Source organism: Mucilaginibacter dorajii (assembly GCF_024808255.1).
Taxonomy (GTDB): Bacteria; Bacteroidota; Bacteroidia; order Sphingobacteriales; family Sphingobacteriaceae; genus Mucilaginibacter; species Mucilaginibacter dorajii.
This window is the reverse complement of sequence record NZ_JANTYS010000004.1, coordinates 254,958-267,302: the sequence shown is the minus strand read 5'-3', so window position 1 is coordinate 267,302 and position 12,345 is coordinate 254,958. Positions and strand designations below refer to the sequence as shown.

The 12,345-nt window shown below is 45.4% G+C and carries 10 protein-coding genes; 4 read left to right on the top strand and 6 right to left on the bottom strand.

Going from position 1 to position 12,345, the window contains the following annotated elements:
• Positions 1-8 precede the first annotated feature (8 nt).
• Complete coding sequence (gene mmuM, locus FHS10_RS07335) at positions 9-938, top strand: homocysteine S-methyltransferase (protein ID WP_259089050.1); 930 nt, start codon at positions 9-11, stop codon at positions 936-938.
• A 228-nt stretch (positions 939-1,166) separates the two neighbouring features.
• On the opposite strand, the gene FHS10_RS07330 is transcribed toward mmuM, so the two are convergent.
• From FHS10_RS07330 to FHS10_RS07305, 6 genes are all read right to left on the bottom strand, one after another.
• The gene (locus FHS10_RS07330; protein ID WP_259089049.1) at positions 1,167-1,301 is read right to left on the bottom strand and encodes a hypothetical protein; all 135 of its coding nucleotides are present in this window, start codon (positions 1,299-1,301) and stop codon (positions 1,167-1,169) included.
• A 156-nt stretch (positions 1,302-1,457) separates the two neighbouring features.
• Positions 1,458-1,958: a hypothetical protein gene (locus FHS10_RS07325; RefSeq protein WP_259089048.1), complete on the bottom strand. Its 501-nt coding sequence runs from the start codon at positions 1,956-1,958 to the stop codon at positions 1,458-1,460.
• A gap of 1 nt (position 1,959) precedes the next feature.
• Complete coding sequence (locus FHS10_RS07320; RefSeq protein ID WP_259089047.1) at positions 1,960-3,120, bottom strand: chromate transporter; 1,161 nt, start codon at positions 3,118-3,120, stop codon at positions 1,960-1,962.
• Between the two features lie 46 nt (positions 3,121-3,166).
• Positions 3,167-4,027, bottom strand: coding sequence for a chromate resistance protein ChrB domain-containing protein (locus tag FHS10_RS07315; protein WP_259089046.1), 861 nt, complete (start codon positions 4,025-4,027; stop codon positions 3,167-3,169).
• 353 nt (positions 4,028-4,380) lie between these two features.
• Positions 4,381-6,567 (bottom strand): TonB-dependent receptor, encoded by a 2,187-nt coding sequence (locus FHS10_RS07310; protein WP_259089045.1) that lies wholly within the window; start codon positions 6,565-6,567, stop codon positions 4,381-4,383.
• 43 nt (positions 6,568-6,610) lie between these two features.
• Positions 6,611-6,916: a hypothetical protein gene (locus FHS10_RS07305; protein WP_259089044.1), complete on the bottom strand. Its 306-nt coding sequence runs from the start codon at positions 6,914-6,916 to the stop codon at positions 6,611-6,613.
• A 184-nt stretch (positions 6,917-7,100) separates the two neighbouring features.
• Between FHS10_RS07305 and FHS10_RS07300 the strand changes: the two genes are divergently transcribed.
• From FHS10_RS07300 to FHS10_RS07290, 3 genes are all read left to right on the top strand, one after another.
• On the top strand, positions 7,101-7,460 hold the full coding sequence (locus tag FHS10_RS07300) for a hypothetical protein (RefSeq protein ID WP_259089043.1): 360 nt from the start codon (positions 7,101-7,103) through the stop codon (positions 7,458-7,460).
• Positions 7,461-7,649: 189 nt separating this feature from the next.
• The gene (locus FHS10_RS07295; RefSeq protein WP_259089042.1) at positions 7,650-8,807 is read left to right on the top strand and encodes a FecR family protein; all 1,158 of its coding nucleotides are present in this window, start codon (positions 7,650-7,652) and stop codon (positions 8,805-8,807) included.
• Between the two features lie 203 nt (positions 8,808-9,010).
• Complete coding sequence (locus tag FHS10_RS07290) at positions 9,011-12,334, top strand: TonB-dependent receptor (RefSeq protein WP_259089041.1); 3,324 nt, start codon at positions 9,011-9,013, stop codon at positions 12,332-12,334.
• The last annotated feature ends 11 nt before the right edge of the window (positions 12,335-12,345 follow it).

The following is a 12,345-nucleotide window of genomic DNA, read 5'->3' as shown; positions in this document are numbered from 1 at the left end:
ATTTTAAAATGAAAAATATATTTGCCCCTTTTATCCGGGAGAAAGGATTTGTTATTCTTGATGGTGCAATGGCTACGGAATTAGAATCGCGGGGTGCCGATCTCAATCATTCGTTATGGTCGGCCAAACTGTTGAATGAAGATCCTGAATTGATAAAGAAAGTGCATTACGATTATTTGATTGCGGGTGCAGATGTTATTACAACAGCAAGCTATCAAGCCAGTTTTGAAGGCTTTGCAAAGCATGGATATAATGCCGAAGAAGCTGTTAAATTGATGCGATTAAGTGTGCAACTGGCTTTTGAGGCACGCCAGGACGCGATGAAAATAATATCCCGAAAAGAAATGCCACTGGTAGCGGCATCTGTGGGCCCTTATGGCGCGCATTTGGCCGACGGATCGGAATATCGCGGTAATTATGGAGTGAGCATAGAAGAGTTGAAATCGTTTCATCGCAGCAGAATTAAGGTGTTAATTGAAACCGGGGCAGATATTTTGGCTTGCGAAACCATTCCGTGTTTGGATGAGGCCATCGCGTTAAAAGAATTGTTACTGGAATTTCCAACCGTGCAGGCATGGATTAGTTTTAGTTGTAAAAATGAAACCGACATTTGCAGCGGCGAAAAATTTGCTGATGCCGTAAAATTGCTAAACCAATCAAACCAGGTAGTTGCAGTTGGGGTTAATTGTACCGCACCGCAATACATAGCTGCATTAATAAAAATAGCCGCGCAAAATACCGACAAGCTTATACTCACCTATCCTAATAAAGGTGAGGTTTGGAACGCGGTAACAAAATGTTGGTTGCCTTCGTCGGCACACCATTCGCATTTCATTGATGATGCAAGAACCTGGTATTTAGCGGGAGCAAAAATTATTGGAGGTTGTTGCAGAACAACTCCCGAAGATATTAAGCAATTGAAGGAGTTGATTAAATGATGCCGCTTTTACGTTTATTGGGTAACGAAAATACTTAGTTTTCATCGACAACATCGGCCCGCTCTTGGCCGCGGGTGGCCCGACACTTTTGTCTTGAAACAAAAGTGTCCAAAAGTTCAAGTCAGCAGAAATGCTTCTTTTCGCCCGAAGCTGTTCTGCTGACACATTTGGGATCACGAGGGCATCATGTATTTGTAGTTAAACAATCGCAGCTAAAATCCCTTAATCCTAAAAATCCCGGTTCAGACAAACGCGATAGGGATCGGCGCGGATACCGGCCAATGAGCGCAATGCCTGTAGCCGTATGAGCATAGAGCCCGGGCCAAAGGCATCGCCATTATCATTATTATAAAAACTTCCCATCCAACATCTAACTTAATTCAACCTAATCAACTCAATCCAACCTAATCAACTCAATCCAACCTAATCAACTCAATCCAACCTAATCAACTTAATCCAACCTAATCAACTCAATCCAACCTAATCAACTTAATCCAACCCAATTGCACCTCCAGACAATTAAAAAGAAACACCCAACTGTAACCCTGTACCAATAGAAGCCGGCTGATCGTTACCTAACCTTACGGGAAAGGGAACTGAAACAAAAAGACTGGCGTCCTTGCCCCTTTTTATCACCTGGTTAAATACGGGCGTTACGCCAAAGCGGCCATTGGTTTCAAAAGCCATGCGGCCTATAAAAGTAAAGCCATGTTTAAAACGGAACATCGCGCCGGGATGGAAAAGCACCGTACTTACCTTTGAAATATTTTTTTCGGTGCGAATAGCCGGAGCAACTTCAAAACTGACCCCGAAACTGTCGCTTTTTAACAGGTTTACGCCGAAAGGAAAACCAAGTACATATACATTGCCGAAGTTACCTGTAACCTTCCCGCCTGCGTAGGTAGCCAGGGGCTGCACAACGCTAAAATAGCCCGTAACCTTAGGATAGACGACAGGCTGTTGGGCAAAACCTGCTTTAAAACAAACAAGTAATAACAGCGTGGTAAAGTATTTAATCATATTAAAGTGTTTTGATAAGGATGCCGATAATAGCAGCGATGAGGATGATATAGGGTTCCTGTAGTTTTTTGATATAAATGAGTGCCAAAACAGCCGCGACAGCAATTAAAGCGGTAGGTTTATCAATAATTGACCGCAGGCCAATAACGATAACCGAACCCACTAAAGCACCGATCACAGCAGCGGTGATGCCTTCTACAAAAGCTTTGATACTGGCATTTTTGGCTATCTTTTTAAATGAGGGTGCAAGCGCGACAGTAAATAAATAACAGGGTAAAAATGTAGCTAACGCGGCTATGCAGGCGCCGGGGAAACCAGCCACCAGATAGCCTATAAACCCCACGGTAATTACCACGGGTCCCGGAGTTATCATTGCTACGGCAACGGCGTCTAAAAACTGGTGCTCATTTAGCCAGCCGAATTCTTTTACCACGCCGCCGTGCAGGAAGGGTACTATAGCTAACCCGCTGCCAAAAACAAAAGTGCCTGCTTTAATAAAAAACCAGGCTATCTCCTGCAAGGTTTTCCCCTCGTATTTCCAAAAGCCGGTGCTAATTAATATGCCCGCAGGCAAAGCAGCAGGCTTCCTGAGCCATGGTGGCGGCGCCTTGATTATCATATACAAAATACCGCAGGCCAGGAATAAAAGGATCTCTTCCCGCTCGGTAAGCACGGTAATCACTACACCTGCCACATAAAATAACCATAAAAGCCATTTGGCTTTCATTAACGCCGGTTGAAATTTACTGATAGATTTGACAGTAAGTTTATAGGCGCTCATGGCTATAATGCCAATTACCGCCGCCCCTACGCCGTAAAAAATCGCCTGCATCCAGGCTAAACCGCCATAGAGTTTGTAGGCCATACCCAATAACACCACCATCACAAATGAGGGTAGCACAAAGGCAAGCCCTGTTAAGGTAGCGCCAATTAACCCGTAATGCACAAAACCAATATAGATACCCAATTGCGCGGCTAACGGACCGGGGGCCAGTTGCGCCAATGCAAGGCCTTCTTTATATTCTTCTTCGGTAAGCCAGTTTTTATTTTCTACCAGGTCGCGCTGCATATAGCCAACCAGGGCTACCGGGCCGCCGAAGCCCCAGGTGCCCAGTTTCAGGAAGTAAAACGCAAGTTGCCTGAGGGAATATTGCTTAACCATATTACAGCAATACTACCTAATACCTAAACTCTGAAATTGTACGGACTTAACTATTTGTATCCTTTTTACTTTTGAGGGTACTTTTTTTATAAAGGGAAGGATTTTGACCGGTTTGCTTTTTGAAGATCCTGTTAAAATGGCTTTGGTCTGAAAAGCCGGTGAGGTAAGCTACTTCGGTAAGTGAATAATCTGTATTGGTCATCAGGCTTATGGCTTTCTCTATTCTTAACTTACGGATGTAGTCGCCAAAGGAAAGGTTATCAAAATATTTAGAGAACTCGCGCGACAGGTACGCCGGGTTAATCTCCAATTCGTCCGATACCTGCTGCAAGCTCAGGCTCATGTTGGTATCCAACTGATCCTGTATCATCTCTTTAAGTTCTTTGGCCCATCCTGGCGCTTTTTTTGAGTTATTTTGTTTGATGTATTTATGGAATACCTCCAGCAACATCTGCTCGGCCGGCCCTGCCTGGGTATGTTTTAACCGGTGCAGGTGCCTGGCCCAACTGTACAAGCCGTCATAAATGGTCATCCCCAGTTCCAGTAATTCGTGGTCGTTTTTGATGTTATAGGCTAATCCGGAAAAGATAGCTTCTAACCCGGCCGACTGGGGCGCAAAATCATGCCGGTCGGTATCCGCGCCCCTGACAATAGCCGCGATCCGGCTCAGCGCCGCATCTTTAAGCTGATGTTTTTTAATAAAATAATCAAATGTGCATTGATCTTCGTAATGGGTATATTCCACATCAGGCAGGTCGAAAGGTGTTGCACCTAACTCGGCGGCTTTTTGCAATACCTGTTCAAAAGGTACAAAAATAATTTCCGCTTCGGCATCAATAAACCGCCTGATGAGCCAGGGACAAGCTATGCGGTCAATCTTAGGGCGTTCACGGGTGATCCATTTCATTGGCGGTAATTAGTGTTACAAATGTAAGCAAGAAGCTTTGAGTATTGGAAGGTGTTTAAAAATGACCCAATCATAAAGAATTATCAAATTCGGCTGTGGATGAAGGGGGAGGATGACGTAAAAGTTTACCATCTATCCCCTGTCATGCTGAGATGTAAATCCGACGGACTCTGAAAGGAAAAATGACGTAAAAGATTTGTCATCCTGAGGAACGAAGGATCTTCTTCGCCATGCTAATTGCAGACTTTTATAGTGAAGAAGATTCTTCGTTCCTCAGAATGACAGGGTGGAGAGGGGTGTTTAATATTGATACCCAACCAGCTCATTCGCCTGGTAACAAAGGGGCTATTTATCTACAATTTAAACTTAACGCCTCCATTAACTACAAAACCATCTAAAGGGGCATAGATATCCTTGAATACCGGGTTGGTAATATCGCCGCTATATATCGGGCCGAATTTGGTTTGCCGGGTATCGGTCAGGTTTTCGAAATTGACAAAGAGCGAAAAGCGTTGCCAGGTTTTCTCGGCCATGAGGCCTGCCGTCCAATAAGCCCGCCCCACGGTGCCATCGTTAAGCCGTTGCGGACCGAAATAATATGCCTCTGCTCCTATCTTAAATTTACCCTCCACCTCGTAAACCAGCACATTATTTAAGCGATGTTTTGATACCAGTGGGTAAGTGCTGATGGTATTACCTGTATGCTGACTAACATCGGCCTGGGTATAACCCAAAAACAATTTGAAATTGCGGTAAGTTAATTTCACGTTGGTTTCCATTCCTTTAGTGTTCAGGTCGCCGCCAGGTTGCAGGTATTGCAGGTTGCCATTGGCCAATTGCGTTAATAAGATAGGGTTATCAATGCGCGTGTAAAAGAATAGTTGATTTATGCTGAAACTAACCTGCTCATCAAACAAGCCGGTACGGTAGTTTACATCGTAGTTGGCCCCGTATGATCTTTCGGCTTTGGTTTCGGCGGCATCTATGGGCAACACATTCCTGAACTGGATGCGTTCGGCATCTTCGGTAAATACATTGGGCGCTTTGTAACCTAAACCACCACCCAGGCGCATAGAGAAATGGCTGTTAAATTTATACAAACCAGAAACCCGCGGCAAAAAGAAAAAACCATATTGGTTATGATAATCGCCCCGGATGCCCGACTCTACAGTGAGCTGATCTGTGGCATCCCAGGTATTTTGCACAAAGCCGCCAAGGGTATTATAGTTATAGCTTCGTAATGGAAAGCTGCTGTTTTTGTCTTCGTTAAATTTCTCGGTAAGGTAATTTATGCCGGTTACCCAGTCCATTTTTTTACCGGTATACGCATAATTGGCCTCGCTGTAACTGGAAACCTGCACGCCCGAAAAACGGTAACCCGGTAAGTTAATACTGCGGTCGAAATAGCTTAGGCTGCTTTTAACGGTGAATTTTTCACGGGTGTTAAAACTATGGTCAAGCTGGGTTTGGGCACTATACCTGCCTGTCTTATTTTCTTCAAAATACGAGTGTGCCGCATTGCCGTTTCCTTCAATATAATGCAGGTCGCCGCCGATGCGGTTTTCGATCATGCTGTTGATACCGATGTTTAACGTGGTGCGATCATTGAAATACAAGTACAGTTTTGGATTTAACGTATAGCGGTTGAACTGGGGGATGGCCGTGAGGTCGATATGAGCGGGATCATAGGCAGTGCCATGGTTATACGCCGCATAAATGGTAGTGCCTATTTTATTGAATTTTTGCGAATAAAAACCGCTGGCATCCAGGCCCAAAGCCGAGGTACCGTTTAGCAGGAAATCCAGGCGCCGCTCATCCGTTGGCGTTTTAGAAACCAGGTTTACCAGGCCCGCAATTGCACCACCACCATATAATGTAGAGGATGAGCCCTTGATCACCTCTACCTGTTTCAGGTCTAAAGGGGCTATCTGTAACAGCCCCAACCCGCCCGAAAAGCCGGAATACAGGGGAAAGCCATCACGGATGATCTGCGTGTATTTACCATCTAAGCCCTGGATGCGGATGCTTGAATTACCGCTGGTAGCCGATGTTTGCTGTGTTTGGATGCCGGTACTTTCTGCCAGCATCATGCGGATGTCGCCGGGCTTCATATTGGCTTTTTCGTCAAGCTCATCGCCGGTAATCACTTCAACCCGGGTAGGTATATTGGCAATGGTGCGGCTGCTCCTGGTAGCGCCTATTACAACGGTTTCCAGTTCCTGGCCATCGCCTTTGCCGGCGGCCCGCAATAAAATAAGCAGAGTGTTATTTTGCGCCAGGGGAAAAGTGAGGGTATCCAACCTGGTTTGGTAACCAACATAACTAAATTTAATTACCTGTTGACCATCCGGTATTTTAGTGAGCGTGATGATACCCGCGGTATCAGATGCAGCAGCGATAGACAGGCCCTGTACGGTAGCCGTAGCACCAATCAGCGTTTCCTGGGTTTTGCCATCTTTAATAACGGCTTTAAATATGTTTTGAGATTTTGCGGCAACAGTATAAAATAGTGCGATAGAAAGCACAATAAGTTTTTTCATTTTTTAATAATTAAGTTAAATACAGCTTGAATTGACGGGTGTATTAACCTAACTGGGGCGGTTGCCAAATGGCAAGTGATACTTGCTTAACGAAGGGAAGCTGGTAGAAAAAGTGCGTTTTCTCCGGGGTTTCTGCAACACGTTTAATATGTAGCGCAACGGGTTTTGCTACAACAAAGCCTACACAGGCGCCACAGATAAAAAACGGCGAGCAGCCGGCACAATCCTTCTCTTTACTGCCCTGTTCTTTTTTATCTGCCTGCTTTAACCTGCAGTCATTATCGGCACAGCATGGCTTTGCCGAAAGCATGATCACAAAAACCGCTAAAAATAGGCAGAATAACTTCACGGCGTAAAAGTATAAATTTCTATCGATATGCGCTAATTTGGGCGAGATTAAGGCCTGTAGCATCCGTTATATTGAGGTAACGATATTATTTTGTAGAAGCGATAACATTGGCCCGCTCAATTGCCGCGGAAGGGCTGTTACTTTTGCTTGATACAAAGTAACCAAGACCGAGCAAAGCGAGATAATGAACACCAATAAAAACAGATTACTGGTGAATAAATCAAGTCAGCAGAGATGCTTCTTTGCGCTCAAGGCCTTTGCCCTGCAAAACGGGCAAAACCTGGGCTGGGATTATTTTGCCCTCGCTCTCCTTTGCCCCGCCGCAAAAACTCCCTATGCCCTGCCAACGCACAACCCCGCATTGTTTTGCCCGTTTTCGCCCGAAGCTGTTCTGCTGGCACTTTTGGGAAGACGAAATCATTACGGCGATATGAAGCTAAATTCTGTTAATCCCGTAATCCTAAAAATCCCGGTTCAGACAAAAACCCTGTTAATTCTTATTCAGACCAACGCGATAGGGATCGGCGCGGATACCGGCCAATGAGCGCAATGCCTGCAGGCGTATGAGCATAGAGCCCGGGCCAAAGGCATCGCCATGAACAAAACAAATTTCCAGTAAAAAATTATTGCATCAACGCAGGGCTAAAAAAATCTCAAAAAAAAACAAAAAAGTATGTGTGTTGATAACTGTAAACTACACATGTAAAGTATAAACCGGTAATTACCAATTTTAATGATCACCAAACAAGAGTTTCTGATACTGTACCAGAAGTACATGAACGGGCAATGCACCCCTGCCGAAAAAGCATTGCTTGACAGCTACCGCGACGAAATGACGCTGCAAGCTGATGGCTGGGACGATGACACTACCAACGAGCAGGATGTCAGGAACAGGATATGGCAAAAACTAAGCGAAAGCCGCAACGTGGTTGAGCTTAAACCACGACGAAGCTACACTTATCAGTGGCTTAGCGCGGCGGCGATTATCTTGATGGTACTTTTTGCCGGTTTGCTTTTTGTGAAGCGGGATAAACCAAAGCCGCAGCCAACATCACAGTTAGCACAAATCAAACAGATAGTACCGGGTGGCAACAAAGCCTATCTTACCCTGGCCAACGGTACCCGCATTATTTTAGATGATGCAAAAAAAGGCCAGATAGCCGCGCAAGCCGGTATACAGGTAAGCAAAACCGGCAACGGCATGGTGGTTTATCATTTCAGCAAAACCGCCGCCGCCGCTAACACCATACCCGAAATAAACACCATTACCACCCCCCGTGGCGGGCAATACAAAGTTGAGCTGGAGGATGGCACTAAAGTGTGGTTAAACGCGGCATCGTCTATCAAATTTCCGCAGGCTTTTACCGGCAACAACCGCGAGGTTGAGCTGAGCGGCGAGGCCTACTTTGAAGTTGCTAAAAACAAAGCCAAACCCTTTATTGTAAAAGCCAATGGCACACAGGTACAGGTATTTGGCACCCACTTTAATGTGAACGCCTATAGCGATAACAGCAATGTAACCACCACACTGGTTGAAGGATCGGTGCGGATGTCGAACGCTGCATCGGCTGTTATGCTGATGCCGGGGCAGCAGGGTACAGTTGCCCAAAACGGCGCTGCAATAAAGGTGAGTAAAGCCGATACCGAAGAAAGCCTGGCCTGGGTAAACGGTTTTTTTGTATTTCATGACGAAAGCATCATCAACGTGATGAAACAGGTAGTACGCTGGTATGATGTGGATGTGCAATACAATGATGAGGATGTAAAACTGAACGAATTTGGCGGAACCATTTCCAGGTACAAAAACATAACCGAACTGCTCAACAACATGCAGTTAACCGGTACCATTCACTATAAAATTGAAGGAAGGAGGGTAATACTTACAAAGTAGCTATACATATTTTTAAATATTACCTGTCGGCAATAAACCAGGAGCGTTCGCACCGCCCCTGGTATTAGCTTTTACGCTGCCAGGTAAACCAATGATCATTTTTCTCATAACCAATTATTTAACCTAACATTCAAATGTATAAAAAAACTACTGCAATAAGATGCAGGGAGCTGCCCTGTGTCGTATCTAAATTATTTCTGATTATGAAATTGTCGTTCTTTTTGTGCCTGGTTTCTGTGCTGCAGGTGAGTGCCTCATCTTTGTTTGCGCAAAAGATCAGCATGACCAAAAGCAATGCTTCACTAAGTGAGGCGCTGAAGGAAATTCACAAGCAAAGCGGTTTCAGCATTTTGTACAATTCAAAAATGCTGAAAAAGGCTGTGCCGGTTAACGTGAACCTGCAAAATGCCGATCTGGATGAAGCCCTTAAACAGTGCTTTCATGACCAGCCCTTTAGCTACGTGATCAACAACACCACTATAGTTGTCACCCCTAAACCGGTTGAAAAAGCACCCGCGCAAGCTATCGCCATAACAGGTACAGTAAAAGACGACAAAGGCCAGCCCCTGCCCGGTGTTACCGTTAAAATAAAAGGCACTGATGTAGGCACCCAAAGCGGGCTTGATGGTACTTACAAACTCACCGTTAATGATAATACTGCCGTATTGATATTTAGCTTTATCGGCTTCGTAAACCAGGAAATTGCTGTGGGCAGCAAAACCCAGGTTGATGTTGTTTTAAAAGAACAAACATCGGCGCTTAACGAAGTGGTTGTTGTAGGTTATGGCACGCAGAAAAAGGTAAACCTTACCGGCGCGGTATCAACCGTGAGCGGCGAAACACTTAACAAACGCCCGGTTGTAAATACAGCCTCCATGCTACAGGGCCTGGCCCCTGGTGTACAGGTAAACCAGGGATCTGGCGAACCGGGTAACGAGGGCGTATCTATCCGCATCCGTGGTAACAGCACTTTTAGCGGCGCGGGATCTGACCCCTTGGTATTGATAGATGGTGTACCTGGCAACTTCAGCGATGTTAACCCCACCGATATTGACAATGTATCTGTTTTAAAGGATGCTGCGTCGGCATCAATATATGGTTCAAGGGCCGCCAATGGCGTAATATTGGTGACCACTAAACAAGGCAAGGCCGGCCAGATGTCGGTTTCTTATGATGGTAACGTGGGCATTTATAAACCTACCAAGCTGTTTAAGGTGGTTACTAACTCGGCCCAGTATATGGAGCTTTTTAATGAGGCGCACATCAACAGCGGCATTACCGATCCGGGTTCGCTTTACCCACAGGACCAGATAGACCTGTACCGTAACAGCACCGATAAACTGCACTACCCCAATACCGATTGGCTAAGCCTCATCTTTAAAACCGCCCCTACCCAAAACCACAACCTTACTTTTAGCGGCGGTACCGATAAAACTACCTATAACGTATCCTTAGGTTATGTAGATGAAAATGGTATTATGCGGGGATTTAACTATAAAAGGTACAATGCCCGCATCAACCTGACCTCAAAAGTTAACGACCATATCAAGTTTGGCACCAATGTATTGCTTAAATCGGGCACTACAGAGTCGGTTGCAGGTGGTTCAAAAGATCTGTTCCTGTCGGCCATGTCGCAGGCACCAACTTATAGTCCTTTCCTGCCCGATGGCAGCGGCAGGTACACTTATAAAGCCTATGATTTTGAGTATAACAACAAAAATCCTATAGCCGAGCTTGACAAAGGTTTTACCCATAACGATAACGATTATGCTGTAAACGCCCAGGGTTGGTTTGAGGTACAGTTTAACAAGGATTTTTCATGGTATACCAAAGGTGCCGTGAATTTTAACATGGATAAGTACAAGGATTTTAAATCGACCATTGATGAGTACTACTTCCATAGCCAGCAATTAGGCACATCGCTTGATTTGGGTAAAGGCTTAACCGACCAGGACGAGCAAACCGTTTATACCAACCTTTACAGTTACTTAAACTATGCCCATAACTTTGGCGGCCACAATATTAAGGTACAGGCCGGTTACAGTGTGGAGCAAAGCAAATACAGCTATTTACAGGGTTACCGCAAAAACTTCCCCGATGAAAATTTGCTTGAGCTAAACGCTGGCGGTACGGATATCCAGAGCGCTAATGGCACGGCCAACCAGTGGGCATTAATGTCGTACTTTGGCAGGGTAAATTATGATTACAAAGGCCGTTACCTGTTAGAAGGCAACATCCGCGATGATGGCAGCTCCAAATTTTCGGGCAGTAATAAATGGGGGATTTTCCCATCCTTTTCTGCCGGCTGGCGTGCCACCGAAGAGCCTTTTGTTAAGGCGCTTAACTTAACCTGGCTTGACAACTTTAAACTAAGGGGATCATGGGGCCAGTTGGGTAACCAAAACATTGTTATTGGCGGTTACGGTGCTAACTACCCTTACCAGGCCTTGCTTAACCTAACCGGCGCTTACTCGTTTGATAACAGCACCCTGACTACCGGCGTAGCCCAGCAAAATCTGAACAACCCCAATATCAGATGGGAAACCACTACCATGACTGATATTGGTTTGGATTTTACCTTGTTTAGAAATTTTACCATTACTGCCGATTGGTATAACAAAACCACATCAGACATTTTAAGGCAATCGCAGGTTACTGCAGTTGTGGGTTTAGGCGCACCTACCATTAACGATGGTGTGGTTAATAACCGCGGCCTTGAGCTTGGTATTAACTATAACAACATGATTCACGATGGCGCTTTGCGCGGCTTTGCATACAACGTGGGTGTTAATGTTGATCATAACCGCAACAAACTGGTACAGTTTGGCCAAACCGAAAAGTCGGGTTATACCATTAATCAAAACGGCCAGCCATGGAACTCGTTTTACATGCTGCAGGTGACGGGCATTTTCCAAACCGCTGCCGAAGTGGCCAGTTCGCCAAAGCAATATAATGACAGCACCCTACCCGGCGACTTGAAATACAAGGACGTGAACGGCGATGGTAAAATTGACGATAACGACCGCACCATTATTGGCGGCGTTTACCCTAAATTAAACTACTCTTTTAACCTGGGTGCCAGCTTTAAGGGCTTTGATCTATCCGCCATGATGCAGGGTGTGTATGGCGTAAAATCATACGTATCGGGCTGGGGAACTATCCCGTTTGTACAAGGTGCTTCACCAACTACCGACTGGCTTAACCGCTGGACACCAGAGAACCCATCAACCACTATGCCGCGTATTTACTGGGGCCAGGGTGCACCAGATAAAATAACCCGTCCGTCGTCATTCTTTTTACAGGATGCATCATACCTGAGGCTTAAAAACCTGGTGTTTGGTTATACCATACCGGCACAGCTTACCAAAAAGATAGGCGTTAACCGGGTGCGGGTTTATTTTGCCGGCGATAACTTGCTTACCATCACCAAATTTAAGGGACTTGATCCGGAACGGTATGGCAGCGGCGACCTGGTACAGTACCCGCAAAACAAGATCTATTCTTTTGGTCTAAACGTTACCTTTTAATTAGTCCCCAC